The organism is Stenotrophomonas sp. 59, assembly GCF_030291095.1.
Classification (GTDB): domain Bacteria; phylum Pseudomonadota; class Gammaproteobacteria; order Xanthomonadales; family Xanthomonadaceae; genus Stenotrophomonas; species Stenotrophomonas maltophilia_Q.
Map to the genome: position 1 here is coordinate 1,719,666 of NZ_CP127408.1, position 16,448 is coordinate 1,736,113.

Below are 16,448 nucleotides of genomic sequence, written 5' to 3' on the forward strand. Positions count from 1 at the left end.
CGGTGTCCAGCATACTTGCCCGTGCTTTCGCGCCGCAAGTAACATTCAGGTCGCCCCCGGCCTTTCGTGGCGGGCGTTTTCCCTTTCCAGCCAAGAGCAGCACGTCCTTGTCCCTTTCCGGCCTCATCACCGCGCTGGCGACCCCGTTCCGGGCCGACGGCGCCCTCGATCCCGACGGTTGGCAGCGCCTGCTGCACCTGCAACTGGAAGGTCGCGTCCACGGCGTTGTCGTTGCCGGCTCGACCGGCGAAGCGGCCACCCTCACCGATGCCGAGTACGACCTGCTGCTTGCCAGCGCGGTCGAGCGCATCGGCGGCCGCATTCCGGTCATCGCCGGTACCGGCCTGTCGGGCACCGCCAAAACCATCGAACAGACCCGCCGCGCCGCTGCACTCGGTGCCAGCCACGCGCTGGTGGTGACCCCGCCGTACGTGCGGCCGACCCAGGCCGGCCTGATCGCGCACTACCGCGCAGTGGCCGACCAGGGTGGGTTGCCGGTCGTGCTGTACAACGTGCCCGGCCGTACCGGTTGCGACATGCAGCCGGAGACCGTGGCCGAACTGGCCAGCCATCCCAACATCGTCGGCATCAAGGAGGCGGTGGGCGACACCGGCCGGGTGCAGGCGCTGCTGGCCCTGCGCAGCCCGCAGTTCGCCGTGCTCAGCGGTGACGACGGCACGGCGGCCCGGTCGATCCAGGCCGGCGTCGATGGCTTGATCTCGGTCGGTTCCAACGTGCTTCCGGGCGCCTACCGCCGGATGTGCGAGCTGGCCGCCGCCCACGACCATGAAGCCACCGGGTCCTGGGACGCGCGCCTGCAGCCGTTCCATGACTTCTGCGGTGTCGAGCCGAACCCGATTCCGGTCAAGGCGCTGCTGCGCCGTATCGGCATCGGCCACGACCTGCGCCTGCCGCTGCTGCCGCTGTCGGCGCCGCACCATGCGGCTGCCGACCATCTTGCCGGCGACATCGCCGCCCTCGAAGCCCTTTCCAGCCACTGACCTTTCGTCTTGGTCTGACCCAGGAGATTCACATGCGTCAATCCGTTTCCACTGTCCGCGTGCTGTCCTACGCCCTGCTTGCTGTAGCTGTTGCGGCCGGCACCACCGGTTGCTTCAAGCGTGGCGTCAAGGGCGACTACGCCCTGGCCCCGGAAATGCGCCCGCTGGAAGTGCCGCCGGACCTGAACCTGCCGGCCACGACCGGTGACAACAAGGTGCCGGCGCTGGTTTCGGCCACCAAGCCGGCAGCACCGGCGGCCGCGGCTCCGGCCGTTGGCAACACCGGTTTCACCATTGCCGGTGGCAAGGATGAGGCCTTCGCCAAGGTCGGTACCGCGCTGGAAGGCGTGGAGGGCGTGACCATCGCCAGCCGCGCCCAGCTGCTCGGCTCGTACGACGTGGCCTACGAAGGCAGCAACTTCCTGGTCCGCGTGGTCGCCGTCGATGCCGGCGCCTACATCTCCGCGGTCGACCCGCGTGGCCTGCCGGCCACCGCCGAAGCGCCGGTGAAGCTGATCGCCGCGCTGAAGGCGAAGCTGGCGCAGTAAGGGCCAGCTGGCTGGGTGTGGGCCTTGGTCCGCACCTGCCTTGGGTAGCGCCGGGCCATGCCCGGCGAGCGTGAAGCGCGGCCCAGGATCCGCCGGGCATGGCCCGGCGCTACCGGAAATGGAAAAGGGCGCCGATGGCGCCCTTTTTCGTTGCCGTTGCTGGCGCCTCAGCGCTCCAGCAGCTTCAGCTTGTCCGGCTTGCCATCCCATTCGCCGGCGTCGGCCGGCGGGTCCTTGCGCACGGTCAGCACCGGCCACTCTTTCGCCAGTTCGGCGTTGAGGGCGACGAAGCCTTCCTGGCCGGCGGGGACATCGTCCTCCGGGAAGATCGCATTGACCGGGCACTCCGGCTCGCAGAGGGTGCAGTCGATGCACTCATCCGGGTCGATCACCAGGAAGTTCGGGCCTTCGTGGAAGCAATCCACGGGGCACACTTCCACGCAATCGGTGTGTTTGCACTTGATGCAGTTTTCGGTGACGACAAAGGGCATGGGCTGGGGGTGGATCGATTCCTGAACCCGCCAATTCTAGAACAGGTTGGCCTTCGGTGTCGGCGCAGGGCGGAAATCGGGCGTCTGGCAGGCGCGGCCGTGGTGGTCATTGGCGGCAGGGCAGGGCCTGTGCGACGCTGCGGGGCGATCGGTCACCCATCGTGGCCGGATTCCCTTCCCAGCAGGATCGTCCATGTCCCAAGCCCAGCCCGGCACCGCGCCCCACGGCGGTGAGAACACTGCATTCATCGTCCTGATCAGCTGCGTGGCCACCCTCGGTGGATTCCTGTTCGGCTTCGACAGTGGTGTCATCAATGGCACGGTCGACGGACTTCGCCAGGCCTTCAACTCCAGCGAGGCGGCGCTCGGTTTCGAAGTCGCTTCGATGCTGCTGGGGTGCGCGATCGGTGCCTTCCTGGCCGGTTGGCTGGGGGATCGTCTGGGCCGTCGTGGCGTGCTGATCGTGTCGGCACTGATGTTCCTGGTGTCGGCGCTGGGCGCCGGTGCTGCCCACGCCTCCTGGCTGTTCATTGCTGCACGCGTGCTGGGCGGCTTCGCGGTGGGGGCGGCCAGCGTGATGTCGCCGGCCTACATCGCGGAAGTGGCCTCGGCGCGCTATCGCGGGCGTCTGGCCACCGTGCAGCAGATGGCGATCATCTGCGGCCTGTTCGCGGCGTTCCTCAGCAACTACCTGCTGGCCCGTGCCGCCGGGGCCTCGACCGAGCCGTTGTGGCTGGGCCAGGAGGCCTGGCGCTGGATGTTCTGGATGCAGGCGCTGCCCTCGGGGCTGTTCCTGCTGCTTTTGCTGGTGATTCCCGAAAGTCCGCGCTTCCTGGTCGTGAAGGGGCGCCCGGAGCAGGCGAGGGCGGTGCTGTCGCGCCTGTATGGTGAGGGCACGGCCGCGACCAAGCTGGCCGAGATCGAGGCCAGCCTGGCCCAGGACCAGCACAAGCCGCGCTTCGCCGACCTGCGCGACAAGGTCACCGGCAAGCTGCGCCCGATCCTCTGGGTCGGCATCGGCCTGGCGATGTTCCAGCAGCTGGTCGGCATCAACGTGGTGTTCTACTACGGCGCGGTGCTGTGGCAGGCGGTCGGCTTCTCGGAAAGCGACGCACTGCTGATCAATGTGCTGTCCGGTGCGCTGAGCATCGGCGCCTGCCTGCTGACGGTGTTGCTGATCGACCGCATCGGGCGCAAGCCGCTGCTGTGGATCGGCTCGGTCGGCATGTCGGTGGCGCTGGTGCTGATGGTGGTGGCCTTCGCCAGCGGCAGCCTGGCCGACGGTCGCCTGCAGCTGTCCGACGGCATGGGCCGGCTGGCGCTGGTCGCGGCCAATGTCTACGTGGTGTTCTTCAACATGTCCTGGGGCCCGGTGATGTGGGTGATGCTGGGCGAGATGTTCCCGAACCAGATCCGCGGCCCGGCGCTGGCGGTGGCCGGCGCGGCGCAGTGGACGTCGAACTTCGCGATCACCGTGACCTTCCCGATGCTGCTGGCCGGCATCGGCCTGGCCGGCGCCTACGGCATCTATACGGTGGCGGCCATCCTCTCGATCGTCTTCGTGGTCCGCTACGTGCGCGAGACCAAGGGCAAGGAGCTGGAGCAGATGGAAGGCTGACGTTGCTCACCTTTTCAGCGCCTCCCTGTTACGAGGGGAGGCGGCAGGCCAGCCGATCCAGGACACGCCGTAAACCCATCCATGGGGGCTCGATGGCGCCATCCATGGCGCCAACGGTCCTGGATCGGCTGGCCTGTCGCCTCTCGATACATTGCGGGTGGCGGACGCAGGTGTGCGCGTCGGGATTGAATTGACTGCGGAGGAGCGAGGCTGTTCGTGCCGCCGTCGCGGGAAACTGTCAGGAGGGGGCGGGTCACCCTTGACTGGACCGTTGGCGCCATGGGTCGGGCGCATGCGCCCGACGGGTTGGGCAGGAGCCCAACCCTGGTCTTGCCGAGTGCGCAGGACAGCGCACGCGAGCAAGGCGCCATCGAGCACCATGGATGGGCTTTTGCGTGTCCAGGCAAGGGTGACCCGCCCCCTCCCGCGCAGGGACAGGGAGGCGCTACTGCGGCCAAGCCGACCGATGCCATTGCAAGCCCCGGAAAACAGAAAAGCCCGCACAAGGCGGGCTTTTTCGGTTCCTGCTGCGGCGACTGGCGCTCCCTAGGGGACTCGAACCCCTGTTTTAGCCTTGAGAGGGCCACGTCCTAACCACTAGACGAAGGGAGCGTAACTGTGTCGCTGCCGAGGCAGGAGCGCTAGTATATGCACCTCGATGCCATTGGGCAATCCCGAAACTTCAACCGGAAGCGCCAACATCATTTCCTCTGCTACATCACCGTTCAGCCTGCGCGTCATCCCGCGCGACCAGCACACGATCTCCCGCAAGGACATCAGCCCGAACGCCCTGCGCGTGCTTTATCGCCTGCGCGATGCCGGCTTCGGCGCCTACCTTGTCGGCGGCGCGGTGCGCGACCTGCTGGTCAATGGCCAACCCAAGGATTTCGACGTGGCCACCGACGCCACGCCCGAACAGGTCAAGCAGCTGTTCCGCAACTGCCGCCTGATCGGCCGCCGCTTCCGCCTCGCCCACGTTGTGTTCGGCCGCGAGATCATCGAAGTCGCCACCTTCCGCGCCAACAGCGATGACGGCAGCGGCGACCGCGAGATGGAAAACGGCATGCTCGTGCGCGACAACGTGTACGGCACCATCGAAGACGACGCCGTCCGCCGCGACTTCACCTGCAACGCCCTGTACTACGCCATCGAGGACTTCTCGGTGCGTGACTACACCGGCGGCTTCGAAGATGTGCAGGCGCGCCTGATGAAACTCATCGGCGACCCGGTACAGCGCTACCAGGAAGACCCGGTGCGCATGCTGCGCGCCGTGCGCCTGGCGGCCAAGCTCGGCTTCCAGATCGAAGAGGGCACCGCCGCGCCGATCCCGCATCTGGCCGGCCTGCTCAACGAAGCCGCGCCGGCACGCCTGTTCGAGGAAGTGCTGAAGCTGTTCCTGTCCGGGCACGGCGTGGCCAGCTTCGAAGGCCTGGAGCGTTACGGCCTGCTCGACGTGCTGTTCCCGGAAAGTGCCAAGGCGCTGAAGTCCAACCGCACCGGCGCGCTGCGCCGCATGCTGGTCGAGGGCCTGGCCAACACCGATGCGCGCGTGGCCAACGACGAGCCGGTCTCGCCGGCGTTCCTGTTCGCGCTGCTGCTGTGGCCGGCGTTCTGCCGCGCGCAGGCGACCCTGCTCAAGCAGGGCGTGGCACCGGAAGAGGCACAGCGTCGTGCTGCCGACCGTGTGACCGTGCAGCAGCTGAGCACCATCGCATTGCCGCGCCGCTTCTCGCTGCCGATGCAGGAAATCTGGCTGCTGCAGTCGCGCTTCGGCTCGCGCCAGCGCAAGCGCGTATTCCGTACGCTCACGCACCCGCGCTTCCGCGCCGCGTTCGACTTCCTCAGCCTGCGCCAGGTGGCCTCGGCCGAACACGCTGCCGATGTTGAATTCTGGCGTGAGGCACAGGCCCAGTCCGGCCGCGAGCTGGAATCGTCGCTGGATGCGATGCACAGCGAAGAGGGCGATGACGAGAACGGAGCACCGCGCAAGCGGCGCCGTCGTCGTCGCCGTCCGGGTGCCTCGGCCGGTGCAGCTGGCGAGTAAGCAATGACGCCTGCGTGGATCGGCCTCGGCGCCAACCTCGGCGATGCGGCCACGACTGTCGGCGCGGCGATCACCGCGCTGGACGGCCTGCCCGGGACACGTGTGCTGCAGGCCTCGCGCCTGTACGCAACGCCGGCCTGGGGCAATGAAGACCAGCCACCTTTCGTGAACGCGGTGGTTGCGGTCGAAACGTCACTGGCGGCCGATGAACTGCTGCAGGCGATGCTGGCGCTGGAGCAGCGCTTTGGTCGCGTGCGTGATGCGGCGGTGCACTGGGGGCCGCGCGCGCTGGACCTGGACCTGCTGCTGTATGGCGCGCAGGTGCTCGACCAGCCTGGCCTGCAGGTACCGCACCCTTACATGCACGAGCGTGCCTTCGTGTTGGTGCCGCTGGCCGAAATCGCGCCGGATCTGGCCATTCCCGGGCATGGCCGCGTGCGGGATGCAGTGATGCGGGTGGATGCCTGCGGGATTGCGCCGATAGGGTGATAATGCCCGGGTTATCTCCCCCGGTTATCAGCACATGAGCACCCACGCAGACAGCAAGCCCTGGACCGTTCCCGCCCTGGCCGAGGCCAAGCGCAACGGCCAGAAGCTGGTCATGTTGACCGCCTACGACGCTGGCTTCGCCCGCACCTTCGATGCCAATGGTATCGACCTGATCCTGATCGGCGATTCGCTGGGCATGGTCGTGCAGGGCCATGATTCGACCCTGCCGGTGACCGTGGCCGACATGGTCTACCACACCCGCGCCGTGGCCCGCGTGCTGCAGCGTGCGCTGCTGGTGGCCGACCTGCCGTTCGGTGCCGATGCCACCCCGGAACGCGCGCTGGATGCCTCGCTGCAGCTGCTGCAGGCCGGTGCCGAGATGGTCAAGATCGAAGGTGCCGGCTTCAAGGTCGACATCATCCGCTACCTGGTCGAGCGCGAGATTCCGGTCTGCGCGCATCTGGGCCTGACCCCGCAGTCGGTATTGCGCCTGGGCGGCTTCAAGATCCAGGGCCGTGGCGATGCCGCGCGCCAGCTGGTGGAAGATGCCAGGGCGGTGGCCGCCGCCGGCGCCAGCATCATGGTGCTCGAATGCGTGCCGACCCCGGTCGCTGCGGAAGTGACCGCGGCGGTGGATGTGCCGACCATCGGCATCGGTGCCGGCCCGCAGTGCGACGGCCAGGTGCTGGTGCTGCACGATTTCCTCGGCCTGGACAGTGGCCATCGCCGCCCCAAGTTCGTCAAGGATTTCCTTGCCGAAGGCGGCTCGGTGGCAGGAGCCACCCGCGCCTTTGCCGACGCCGTTCGCGACGGCAGCTTCCCCGACGAACAGCACGCCTACGCCCAATGATCCAGACCTTCAACGAGCTCGGCGCGCTGCGCGAGCAGATCGCCCAGTGGAAGCGCGAGGGCCTGCGCGTGGCGCTGGTGCCGACCATGGGCAACCTGCACGGTGGCCACCATTCGCTGGTGACCCTGGCCCGCCAGTACGCCGACAGGGTGGTGGCGAGCATCTTCGTCAACCCGACCCAGTTCGGGCCGAACGAAGACTTCAACCGCTACCCGCGCACGCCCGAGGCCGACGTGGCCGGGCTGGAGCAGGTCGGCTGCGACGCGGTGTGGTTGCCCAGCGTCGAGGCCATGTACCCGCTGGGTGTGGACAAGACCACGCAGATGCACACGCCGGGCGTGAGCGAGGTGCTGGAAGGCGCCAGCCGCCCGGGCCACTTCGATGGCGTCTGCACGGTGGTGGCCCGCCTGTTCCTGCAGGTGCAGCCGGATGTGGCCGTGTTCGGCCGCAAGGACTACCAGCAGCTGGCCGTGATCAGGCAGATGGTGGCTGAGCTGTCGTTCCCCATCCAGATCGTCGGCGCCGAGATCGTGCGCGACGAGGACGGCCTGGCCAAGAGTTCCCGCAACCAGTACCTCAGCGCTGAACAGCGCCCGGTTGCGACGACCATCCACCGCACGCTGCTGGGCATGCGCGAAGGCTACGTGGCCGGGTACACGCGGGCGCAGATCGAGGCCGACGCCACGGCCGCGCTGCAGGCGGCTGGTTTCCAGGTCGATTACGCGGTGCTGCGCACGCCCGAGCTGGCTGAGCCGACCTTCGATGGCGGCGGCCGCGTGGCGCTGATCGCCGCGCGCCTGGGCACGACGCGCCTGATCGACAACCTGGAATTCTGAGCCGCACCTGGCTCCTGGGCGCCCCCACGGGGCGCCTCTCACCATCCCACGGACGGGAGACTGGAAATGAAAGAACCGGACACTGATGCGGGCCGCCTCGCCCAGGCCTCGATCCTGGCGGTGCTGGCGGCAGGCATGTTGCCGGCCCAGCTGTTTGGCGGCCTGTTGTTCGCGCTTGAATTCAGGCGTACGCCGATGCCTGCGCTCACGGGGGGTGGGCTGATGTTCGTGCTGGCAGCCTGCAACGCGATTGCCGTGCTGCTGCCGATGGCATTGATCCAGCAGTCTCAGCGACGCCTGCGCCGGGCCGGTTTCGTGCTGGTCGGCTTTGGCCTTGGCGCGCTGGCGATGGCCACCTGCGGCTGGCCGGGTGAAACCCAGGGCCCGCTGCTTCACCGCCTGCGCTATGTCGATACCTTCGATGTGATCAGCTACGCCTTGATGGTGCTGGCGGCGGGTGGCTTCGGCCTGGTTGCCGGGCTGGCCTTCCATGCGGTGTTCCGCCTGTGGCTGGAGGGTGCCTCCGGCCGCGCTCCGGCAATGCCGCCGGGCGAGGGCACCTGAACGGCCTTCAGCGTCCTGCCTTGGACCCCTGACGATGGCCAAGCGGGTGCTAGAATCCGCTCTTTCCTTTGCCGTTGCAGCGCCCCCATGCACCTGTCCCTGCTCAAGACCAAGATCCACCGCGCCACCGTCACCCATTCCGAGCTGAACTACGAAGGCTCGATCGCCATCGATGACAACCTGCTGGCTGCCACCGGCATCCGCGAGTTCGAGAAGGTGCACATCTGGGACGTGACCAACGGTGCGCGCTTCTCGACCTATGCCATCCGTGCCGAAGCCGGCAGCGGCGTTGTCTCGCTCAACGGTGGCGCCGCGCGCCACGTGCAGGTCGGTGACATCATCATCATCGCCGCGTTCGCCAGCATGACCGAGCAGGAAGCCGACAGCTTCAAGCCGAAGCTGGTGTACGTTGATGGCAAGAACCAGATCACCCACACCAACGACACGATCCCGACCCAGGCCGCATGACAACGAACAACGGATTCGACTCGCTGCATTCCCACGCCCAGCGCCTGAAGGGCGCAAGCATCCCCAGCCTCCTCGCCGCCGAACCCGGCCGCGTGCAGGACCTGGCGCTGCGGGTCGGTCCGTTGTACGTCAACTTCGCCCGGCAGAAATACGATGCCGCGGCGTTGCAGGCATTGCTGGCTTTGGCCGCCGAACGTGATGTCGGCGGTGCCATCACGCGCCTGTTCCGTGGTGAGCAGGTCAATCTGACCGAAGGTCGCGCCGCACTGCACACCGCACTGCGCGGCGACGTGGTCGATGCGCCGGTGGCGGCCGAGGCCTATGCCACCGCGCGCGACATCCGCCAGCGCATGGGCGTGCTGGTGCGCGCGCTGGAAGACAGCGGCGTGACCGATGTGGTCAGCGTCGGCATCGGTGGTTCCGATCTCGGCCCGCGCCTGGTCGCCGATGCGCTGCGCCCGGTCAGCGGTGCGCGCCTGCGCGTGCATTTCGTGTCGAACGTGGACGGCGCCGCCATGCAGCGCACGCTGGCCACGCTGGATCCTTCCAGCACCGCCGGCATCCTGATCTCCAAGACCTTCGGCACACAGGAAACCCTGCTCAACGGCCAGATCCTGCACGACTGGCTGGGTGGCAGCGAGCGCCTGTACGCGGTCAGCGCCAATCCGGAGCGTGCCGCCAAGGCCTTCGCCATCGCCGCCGAGCGCGTGCTGCCGATGTGGGATTGGGTCGGTGGCCGTTATTCGCTGTGGTCGGCGGTTGGTTTCCCGATTGCGCTGGCCATCGGTTTCGAGCGTTTCGAACAGCTGCTGGAAGGCGCCGCGCAGATGGATGCGCATGCACTGGATGCGCCGCTGGAGCGCAACCTGCCGGTGCTGCACGGCCTGACCGACATCTGGAACCGCAACCTGCTGGGCCATGCCACGCATGCGGTGATGACCTACGACCAGCGCCTGGCGCTGCTGCCGGCCTACCTGCAGCAGCTGGTGATGGAAAGCCTGGGCAAGCGCGTGCAGCGCGATGGCCAGCCGGTCACCACCGACACCGTGCCGGTGTGGTGGGGCGGGGCAGGCACCGACGTGCAGCACAGCTTCTTCCAGGCGCTGCACCAGGGCACCAGCATCGTGCCGGCGGATTTCATCGGCTGCGTGCACAACGATGATCCGTACACGATCAATCACCAGGCGCTGCTGGCCAACCTGCTGGCGCAGACCGAAGCGCTGGCCAATGGCCAGAGCAGCGACGACCCGCACCGCGATTATCCGGGTGGCCGCCCGAGCACGCTGATCCTGCTCGACGCGCTGACCCCACAGGCGCTGGGTGCGTTGATCGCCATGTACGAACACGCCGTGTACGTGCAGTCGGTGATCTGGAACATCAACGCCTTCGACCAGTTCGGTGTCGAACTTGGCAAGCAGCTGGCCAGTGGCCTGCTGCCGGCGCTGCAGGGCGAGGATGTGGCGGTAGCCGATCCGATGACCCGCGAGATCCTGACGCAGCTCAAGCGCTGATGCCCTGGTAGTGCCGGCCGCTGGCCGGCCTTCCGGCGATGCGTCCACCGTTCATGAGGTTGCCGGCCAGCGGCCGGCACTACCGGTGGACGGCGTGGCGTGTCACCGGCTCGGGTCGCGTTCCGGGCTGGGCCGCTTGGCCAGCTTGCGCTGCAGCGAACGCCGGTGCATGCCGAGCAGGCGTGCGGCCGCCGATACATTGCCGCCGGTCTCGTGCATCGCCTGCTGGATGTGTTCCCACTGCAGTCGGCTGATCGGCGTCATTGCATCGGGCACTTCCATTTCGCCGTCGTCGGCCGGGCCGTCATCCTCCTCGCCCAGGGCGCGCAGGATCATCGGTACCGTGGCCGGCTTCGGCAGGTAGTCGTCGGCCCCGAGCTTGATCGCTTCCACCGCGGTGGCGATGCTGGCGTAGCCGGTCACCAGCAGGATCCGCATGTCCGCGCGCAGGGCGCGCAACGGCTGGATCAGTGCCAGGCCGGAGTCGCTGCCCAGCTTCAGGTCGATCAACGCGAAGGCAGGCGGATGCTGGCGGGCCAATGCCAGCGCGCTGGCGGCATCCTGCGCGGTCTGGGTTTCAAGCCCCTTGCGGGCCAGGCTGCGCTGCAGGGTGCGCAGGTACAGTTCGTCGTCGTCGACCAGCAGGCCGAGGGTTGAGGCGCTCATGGGGTTTCCTCGCGTGGGGCCAGCGGCAGGCGGAAGCCGACGCGGCTGCCGGCCCCTTGGGCCGGGCGCATCCACATCTCGCCGTCGAGGCGTTCGATCGTGGCATGGGACAGGGCCAGGCCGACCCCCATGCCTTCACTCTTGCTGCTGCCGAACAGCTTGCCCGGCAGTACTGCGGCGCGCGCGTTGAAGCCGTGGCCGTAGTCGCGTACTTCGCCGATCAGATCGTCGCCTTCGATGCGCAGGTCCAGGTCCACGCGCGGCCGGCCGGCCTGTTCGCCGGCATCGGCGGCATTGTTCAGCAGCACCATCAGCAGGTGGCCCACGCCGGGGTCGAGGGGCAACCGCAGCGGCGCATCGTCGTTGCGGTGCAGGTCGATGGTCGGACGCACCAGGCGCCATTGCTCCAGCACCTGCTGGGCGCTGGAATGGCTGCGTCCGGGCGCATCGGCCGAGGCCGGTGCGGCCAGCGCCAGCACGCGCTCGCGGCACTGCACCAGCAGCTCGCGCAGCGTTTCCATGTCCTCACGCACTTCCGGCTCTTCACTGCGCTCGGCCACATCGTCGGCCAGCAGAGTCATGGTCGCCAGCGGTGTATTCAGTTCATGCGCCACTGAAGCGGCATGGGTGGCCAGGGCGACGATGCCTTCGTTGCGGGCGAAGCGCTCGCGCAGTGCCGACAGTTCCAGTTCGCGCTCCCGCAGGGCCAATGCCAGGCGGGTGGAGAACGCCAGCACCACCGCAGCGGAAATCAGGAAATTGGCAACCACGCCCCAGCGGTTGAGATCCTGCGCGCGGAAGTAGCCGTCCGGCAGGGACTGGCCGAAGATGCCACTGCTGGCATAGCCGAGCAGGCAGGCCAGCGCGACCGCCAGCGCCCAGCGCAGGGGCAGGGCGAATGCGGCCAGTGCGATCAGGATCAGGAACAGCGAACTGAACGGATTGGCCATGCCGCCGCTCCAGCCGACCATCCAGGTCAGGATGATCACGTCCACCAGGATGTGGCCGAATGCGGTCAGCGGCGCGGTGTCGGCCGCTTCCGGGCGCAGCTGGGTATAGACGTTGAACAGGGCCAGCACCGCCACGCCCGCCCACAACGGCAGCTGCGGCAACGGCAGCCCCAGCACCCAGGTGGCGACCAGGATGGTGGCGGCCTGGCCGCCCACGGCAAGCCAGCGCAGGCTGCACAGGGTACGGAGAAACGGGGCGTCGGGACCGGTCATGCACGCTCATCGTATGCGTTCACGCGTGCACGTGCCTGCGACAATCGGCCGCAGCCGTGCCGCCGGCTGAATGCGAGTCACCCCGAATGCAGGGCCGGGCGGTAGAATGCGCCCATGCACGACGCCGTCACCCGCCCGACTCCGCCCTCCGATGCCACTGCCTGGCCGCGCCGCCAGACCCATGCCGTCCAGATCGGCGGGGTCACCGTGGGCGGGGGCAAGCCGGTGGCGGTGCAGTCGATGACCAATACCGACACCTCCGACGTCGCTTCCAGCGTGAAGCAGGTGGCCGATCTGTGGCGTGCCGGTTCGGAGATGGTGCGGTTGACCGTCAACACCGTTGAGGCTGCCGCCGCCATTCCGCGCATCGTCGAGAAGCTGGCGATGATGGGCATTGACGTGCCCCTGATCGGCGATTTCCACTACAACGGCCACCAGCTGCTGACCGCCGAACCGGCGTGTGCCGAAGCACTGGCCAAGTACCGGATCAACCCGGGCAATGTCGGTTTCGGCAAGAAGAAGGATCTGCAGTTCGCCCAGCTGATCGAGTTCGCGATCCGCTACAACAAGCCGGTGCGCATCGGCGCCAACTGGGGCTCGCTGGACCAGGCCCTGGCGGCGAAGCTGATGGACGAGAACAACCTGCGCGAACAGCCCTGGGACGCCGGCCGCGTGCTGCGCGAGGCGCTGATCCGCTCGGCGCTGGATTCTGCCGAACAGGCAGTGGAGCTGGGCCTGCCGCGCGATCGCATCGTGCTGTCGGCCAAGGTCAGTGGCGTGCAGGAGCTGATCGCGGTGTACCGCGACCTGGCCCAGCGCTCCGACTTCGCCCTGCATCTGGGCCTGACCGAAGCGGGTATCGGCAGCAAGGGCATCGTGGCATCGTCCGCGGCGCTGAGCGTGCTGCTGCAGGAAGGCATCGGTGACACCATCCGCATCTCGCTGACCCCGGAACCGGGCCAGTCGCGCACGCAGGAAGTGATCGTCGCCCAGGAGCTGCTGCAGACCACCGGCCAGCGTGCCTTCACGCCGCTGGTCACGGCCTGCCCAGGTTGCGGCCGCACCACCTCCGAGTTCTTCCAGGAGCTGGCCAAGGTGGTGCAGAACCACGTGCGCGAGAAGATGCCGCTGTGGAAGATCCACCACCCGGGTGCGGAAAACATGACCCTGGCGGTGATGGGCTGCATCGTCAACGGGCCGGGCGAGTCGCGTCACGCCAACATTGGCATCTCGCTGCCGGGCACGGGTGAGACGCCTGCGGCACCGGTATTCGTCGATGGCGAGAAAAAGGTGACCCTGCGCGGCGACAACATCGCCCAGGAGTTCGTCGCCCTGATCGACGATTACGTCGAACACAAATATGTCCGAAGCGCCGGATAAGCCTGCGATCCTCGCCGCACCGGAGTCCGCCTCCGGCTTCCGCCACTGGATGGCGCGCAACGCCTGGCGCCTGGTCCTGTTGTTCGGTGGCGTACTGCTGCCGTTGGCAGGCTTTGTTGCCCTGGCGGACGAAGTGCACGAGTTTGAATCGTTCCATTTCGACGCGCCCCTGCTGTGGCAGATGCATGGCCTGCATTCGCCGTGGCTGGACCGTTTCTTCGTGCTCATCTCGAAACTGGGCTACGAGTGGTTCCTGATCCCGGCCGACGTGCTGATCATCGGCGCGCTGCTGGGCTACCGGCGCTGGCGCGAGGCGACCTTCGTCGCGGTCAGCTTCGTGGGCTCGGCGCTGCTGAACATGGGCAGCAAGCAGTTCTTCCAGCGCCAGCGCCCCAGCCTGTGGGAATCGATTGCGCCGGAATCGACGTTCAGCTTCCCCAGCGGGCACGCGATGGGCTCGATGACCCTGGCGGTGACGCTGGTGCTGCTGGCCTGGAACACCCGCTGGCGCTGGCCGGTCCTGATGCTGGCACCCGCGTTCAGCCTGCTGGTCAGCGTGTCGCGGGTCTACCTGGGGGTGCATTACCCCTCCGACATCCTGGCCGGATGGTGTGCCGCGCTGGTTTGGGTGGTAGGGTGCTATCTGGTCATGTTCAGTCGCCGGCACCCTTGGCGACGTCACGGCCCGCCGCCAGCGAAGGCCAGCGAAGCACCACCACAGGGGGTTTGACGTGGATGGCCCTTGAGGGACGTCTACGTGATAGATCAGTTGTTTCGTTGCAGCAGGTTCTGCAAGACAGGGGGCAAGCACAACGCGCGGTTATGTGATGCGCAAGGCAGATCGCCGGCGCCGCATTCCGGACGCGCTTGCAGGGTATCGGCACCCTGCCTAGCTTGACCTGCAATGGCCGCATTCGAAGAGGTACGTGAATGACGATTCGAGTCTACCTGGTGGATGACCACGCACTGGTCCGCACCGGTATGAAGATGATTCTGTCGGGGGAAACCGACATCGAGGTGGTGGGCGAAGCCGAGACCGGTGAGGACGCACTGCGCGAGGTCCGCCAGCTGTTGCCGGACGTGGTGCTGTGCGACCTGCATCTGCCGGGCGTGAGCGGCATGGAAGTGACCGAGCGCATCGTCCGCAGTCACCGCAATACCCGCGTGGTGATCGTGTCGGTACTGGAAGACGGCCCGCTGCCCAAGCGCCTGCTCGAAGCCGGCGCGGCCGGTTACATCGGCAAGGGCTGCGATGCGCAGGAACTGCTGCGTGCGGTGCGTGATGTGGCGGCCGGTCGTCGCTACCTGGGCACCAGCATCGCGCAGAATCTGGCGCTGTCGACGGTGGAAGGCAATGGTTCGCCGTTCGACAACCTGTCGCCGCGCGAGCTTGAGGTGGCGCTGCTGCTGACCCAGGGCCTGCGCCAGGAAGATATCGCGCGGCGCCTGAGCCTGAGTGCGAAGACGGTGAATACGCACAAGGCGCGGTTGTTCGAGAAGATGGGGATCCACGACAACATCGCGTTGGCGCGGATGGCCAGCCAGTACGGGCTGGTGGATCCGGCACGGCCGTTGTAAGGGATTCGGCCAACGGCTGAGCCCCTCGCGGTGTATTGCCGCTGACATCGGCGGCTTGGTCGGGCGGGTTGGGTTCGCGGGGGACGCCGTGAACCCATCCCTGGGGGCTTGGTCGCCGCATCCATGCGGCTCACACCCCCGCGAACCCAACCCGCCCGACCTTGGACAGTTTCCCGGGCATTCACCGCGGAATGAAGAAGGAAGAGCAGGGGCCGGTCGCGCGCTGCGCGCGCTCGTAGCTTGGGGTCGGATCCCTTTCCCGACGGAAAGGGCTCTGACCCCGATCCTCTTGTCAGTGGCCGCGGACGCGCTTGATGATCTTCGCGGCGTCGGCGGCGCTGGCGCGCACCTTGTCCCATTCGCCGTCGGCGATCCAGTTGCCCGGCACCATCCACGAACCACCGATGCAGACCACGTTCTTCTGCTCAAGGTACTCGGCAGCGGTGTTTTCGGTGATGCCACCGGTCGGGCACAGCTTGAGGTCGGCGACCGGGCCGGCCAGGCCCTTGATCATTGCCAGCCCGCCCACGGCCGTGGCCGGGAACAGCTTGCACACGCGGAAGCCGCGCGCGTAGAGCGACAGCAGCTCGGTCGGCGTGGCCGCACCCGGCACCACCGGCAGCGGCGCAGCGGCCAGTGCATCGGCCAGCGCCGGCGGCGTACCCGGGGTCACCAGGAAATCCGCACCCGCGTCGATGGACTGCTGCATCTGCTCCACGGTCAGCACCGTGCCCGCGCCCACTACCACATCGGGCAGCTCGCGCTTGAGCATCGCCAGCGCTTCCATCGCCACCGGCGTCCGCAGCGTCAGCTCGATGGCCGGCAAACCACCTTCCAGCAGCGCCGCACTGACCGCCCGCGCCTGGTCCAGCGTATGAATCGTCACCACCGGCAGGATGCCCGCCGCATGCAACAGCTCCGCCGCCTTCACCTGATGTTGTTCGATACCCATAGCTCTGCTTCTGCCTTTGCTTTCGAATTTGATTTTCAATGATCACTTCGCGGCGCGAGGGCGCCGGGAAACTGTGCTGAGGCGGCGGGTAGCCCCCACCAGGACCGTGAGCGGCATGGATGCCGCGACCGAGCCCCCAAGGATGGGTTTACGGCGTGTCCTGGTGGGGGCTACCCGCCGCCTCAACCAGGACACTCACCGCCAACGCACGCCCGCAGCGCTCTTCAAC

17 protein-coding genes and 1 tRNA gene are annotated in these 16,448 nt (G+C 67.5%); 13 read left to right on the top strand and 5 right to left on the bottom strand.

Going from position 1 to position 16,448, the window contains the following annotated elements; translation table 11 throughout:
• Nucleotides 1-107: 107 nt before the first annotated feature.
• Together dapA and QP552_RS07980 are read left to right on the top strand one after the other, a co-directional pair.
• Nucleotides 108-1,001 carry a 4-hydroxy-tetrahydrodipicolinate synthase gene (gene dapA / locus QP552_RS07975; RefSeq protein WP_049430670.1) on the top strand — a complete coding sequence of 298 codons (894 nt, stop codon included), beginning with the start codon at nt 108-110 and terminating at the stop codon, nt 999-1,001.
• 32 nt (nt 1,002-1,033) lie between these two features.
• The gene (locus QP552_RS07980; protein ID WP_005409053.1) at nt 1,034-1,549 is read left to right on the top strand and encodes a hypothetical protein; all 516 of its coding nucleotides are present in this window, start codon (nt 1,034-1,036) and stop codon (nt 1,547-1,549) included.
• Nucleotides 1,550-1,716: 167 nt separating this feature from the next.
• Here the strand turns inward: QP552_RS07980 and fdxA are convergent, their stop codons facing one another.
• Nucleotides 1,717-2,040 (bottom strand): ferredoxin FdxA, encoded by a 324-nt coding sequence (fdxA, locus tag QP552_RS07985; protein ID WP_005409054.1) that lies wholly within the window; start codon nt 2,038-2,040, stop codon nt 1,717-1,719.
• A 193-nt stretch (nt 2,041-2,233) separates the two neighbouring features.
• Between fdxA and QP552_RS07990 the strand changes: the two genes are divergently transcribed.
• Entirely contained in the window at nt 2,234-3,658 is a 1,425-nt protein-coding gene (locus tag QP552_RS07990; RefSeq protein ID WP_286075504.1) for a sugar porter family MFS transporter, read from the top strand.
• Between the two features lie 537 nt (nt 3,659-4,195).
• Here QP552_RS07990 and QP552_RS07995 read toward each other — a convergent pair.
• Nucleotides 4,196-4,270: transfer RNA gene (locus QP552_RS07995), tRNA-Glu, on the bottom strand.
• Between the two features lie 52 nt (nt 4,271-4,322).
• Here QP552_RS07995 and pcnB point away from each other — a divergent pair.
• The 7 genes from pcnB to pgi all read left to right on the top strand — a co-directional run bounded on the left by pcnB (nt 4,323) and on the right by pgi (nt 10,420).
• Nucleotides 4,323-5,702 (top strand): polynucleotide adenylyltransferase PcnB, encoded by a 1,380-nt coding sequence (gene pcnB / locus QP552_RS08000; protein ID WP_286075915.1) that lies wholly within the window; start codon nt 4,323-4,325, stop codon nt 5,700-5,702.
• Nucleotides 5,703-5,705: 3 nt separating this feature from the next.
• Complete coding sequence (folK, locus tag QP552_RS08005) at nt 5,706-6,191, top strand: 2-amino-4-hydroxy-6-hydroxymethyldihydropteridine diphosphokinase (protein WP_286075505.1); 486 nt, start codon at nt 5,706-5,708, stop codon at nt 6,189-6,191.
• A gap of 34 nt (nt 6,192-6,225) precedes the next feature.
• Complete coding sequence (gene panB / locus QP552_RS08010; protein WP_061480290.1) at nt 6,226-7,041, top strand: 3-methyl-2-oxobutanoate hydroxymethyltransferase; 816 nt, start codon at nt 6,226-6,228, stop codon at nt 7,039-7,041.
• The gene (gene panC / locus QP552_RS08015; protein ID WP_106550776.1) at nt 7,038-7,877 is read left to right on the top strand and encodes a pantoate--beta-alanine ligase; all 840 of its coding nucleotides are present in this window, start codon (nt 7,038-7,040) and stop codon (nt 7,875-7,877) included. The genes panB and panC overlap by 4 nt, the downstream gene beginning before the upstream one ends.
• Nucleotides 7,878-7,943: 66 nt before the next feature.
• Nucleotides 7,944-8,441, top strand: a complete 498-nt coding sequence (locus QP552_RS08020; RefSeq protein WP_099472945.1) for a hypothetical protein — start codon at nt 7,944-7,946, stop codon at nt 8,439-8,441.
• 87 nt (nt 8,442-8,528) lie between these two features.
• Entirely contained in the window at nt 8,529-8,909 is a 381-nt protein-coding gene (gene panD / locus QP552_RS08025) for an aspartate 1-decarboxylase (RefSeq protein WP_286075507.1), read from the top strand.
• Nucleotides 8,906-10,420: a glucose-6-phosphate isomerase gene (pgi, locus tag QP552_RS08030; RefSeq protein WP_286075509.1), complete on the top strand. Its 1,515-nt coding sequence runs from the start codon at nt 8,906-8,908 to the stop codon at nt 10,418-10,420. Before panD ends, pgi begins: the two co-directional genes overlap by 4 nt.
• A gap of 102 nt (nt 10,421-10,522) precedes the next feature.
• Here the strand turns inward: pgi and QP552_RS08035 are convergent, their stop codons facing one another.
• Together QP552_RS08035 and QP552_RS08040 are read right to left on the bottom strand one after the other, a co-directional pair.
• A complete protein-coding gene (locus QP552_RS08035; protein ID WP_005409063.1) occupies nt 10,523-11,086 on the bottom strand; it encodes a response regulator transcription factor in 564 nt (187 codons plus the stop codon).
• Entirely contained in the window at nt 11,083-12,309 is a 1,227-nt protein-coding gene (locus QP552_RS08040; protein WP_111113864.1) for an ATP-binding protein, read from the bottom strand. The genes QP552_RS08035 and QP552_RS08040 overlap by 4 nt, the downstream gene beginning before the upstream one ends.
• A 114-nt stretch (nt 12,310-12,423) precedes the next feature.
• Between QP552_RS08040 and ispG the strand changes: the two genes are divergently transcribed.
• From ispG to QP552_RS08055, 3 genes are all read left to right on the top strand, one after another.
• The gene (gene ispG / locus QP552_RS08045) at nt 12,424-13,689 is read left to right on the top strand and encodes a flavodoxin-dependent (E)-4-hydroxy-3-methylbut-2-enyl-diphosphate synthase (RefSeq protein ID WP_286075510.1); all 1,266 of its coding nucleotides are present in this window, start codon (nt 12,424-12,426) and stop codon (nt 13,687-13,689) included.
• The gene (locus tag QP552_RS08050; protein ID WP_106550781.1) at nt 13,670-14,419 is read left to right on the top strand and encodes a phosphatase PAP2 family protein; all 750 of its coding nucleotides are present in this window, start codon (nt 13,670-13,672) and stop codon (nt 14,417-14,419) included. The genes ispG and QP552_RS08050 overlap by 20 nt, the downstream gene beginning before the upstream one ends.
• Nucleotides 14,420-14,619: 200 nt before the next feature.
• A complete protein-coding gene (locus QP552_RS08055) occupies nt 14,620-15,267 on the top strand; it encodes a response regulator (protein WP_005409067.1) in 648 nt (215 codons plus the stop codon).
• A gap of 292 nt (nt 15,268-15,559) precedes the next feature.
• Here the strand turns inward: QP552_RS08055 and eda are convergent, their stop codons facing one another.
• On the bottom strand, nt 15,560-16,219 hold the full coding sequence (eda, locus tag QP552_RS08060) for a bifunctional 4-hydroxy-2-oxoglutarate aldolase/2-dehydro-3-deoxy-phosphogluconate aldolase (protein WP_049429315.1): 660 nt from the start codon (nt 16,217-16,219) through the stop codon (nt 15,560-15,562).
• Nucleotides 16,220-16,448: the final 229 nt, after the last annotated feature.

Excerpts from the sequence above, each read along its gene's own strand:
- ispG (WP_286075510.1), top strand. The coding sequence starts at position 12,424 with ATGCACGACGCCGTCACCCGCCCGACTCCGCCCTCCGATGCCACTGCC.
- QP552_RS08035 (WP_005409063.1), bottom strand. The coding sequence starts at position 11,086 with ATGAGCGCCTCAACCCTCGGCCTGCTGGTCGACGACGACGAACTGTAC.
- panD (WP_286075507.1), top strand. The coding sequence starts at position 8,529 with ATGCACCTGTCCCTGCTCAAGACCAAGATCCACCGCGCCACCGTCACC.
- panC (WP_106550776.1), top strand. The coding sequence starts at position 7,038 with ATGATCCAGACCTTCAACGAGCTCGGCGCGCTGCGCGAGCAGATCGCC.
- pgi (WP_286075509.1), top strand. The coding sequence starts at position 8,906 with ATGACAACGAACAACGGATTCGACTCGCTGCATTCCCACGCCCAGCGC.
- fdxA (WP_005409054.1), bottom strand. The coding sequence starts at position 2,040 with ATGCCCTTTGTCGTCACCGAAAACTGCATCAAGTGCAAACACACCGAT.
- QP552_RS07980 (WP_005409053.1), top strand. The coding sequence starts at position 1,034 with ATGCGTCAATCCGTTTCCACTGTCCGCGTGCTGTCCTACGCCCTGCTT.
- QP552_RS08055 (WP_005409067.1), top strand. The coding sequence starts at position 14,620 with ATGACGATTCGAGTCTACCTGGTGGATGACCACGCACTGGTCCGCACC.
- panB (WP_061480290.1), top strand. The coding sequence starts at position 6,226 with ATGAGCACCCACGCAGACAGCAAGCCCTGGACCGTTCCCGCCCTGGCC.
- QP552_RS08050 (WP_106550781.1), top strand. The coding sequence starts at position 13,670 with ATGTCCGAAGCGCCGGATAAGCCTGCGATCCTCGCCGCACCGGAGTCC.
- QP552_RS08020 (WP_099472945.1), top strand. The coding sequence starts at position 7,944 with ATGAAAGAACCGGACACTGATGCGGGCCGCCTCGCCCAGGCCTCGATC.
- eda (WP_049429315.1), bottom strand. The coding sequence starts at position 16,219 with ATGGGTATCGAACAACATCAGGTGAAGGCGGCGGAGCTGTTGCATGCG.
- folK (WP_286075505.1), top strand. The coding sequence starts at position 5,706 with ATGACGCCTGCGTGGATCGGCCTCGGCGCCAACCTCGGCGATGCGGCC.
- QP552_RS07990 (WP_286075504.1), top strand. The coding sequence starts at position 2,234 with ATGTCCCAAGCCCAGCCCGGCACCGCGCCCCACGGCGGTGAGAACACT.
- QP552_RS08040 (WP_111113864.1), bottom strand. The coding sequence starts at position 12,309 with ATGACCGGTCCCGACGCCCCGTTTCTCCGTACCCTGTGCAGCCTGCGC.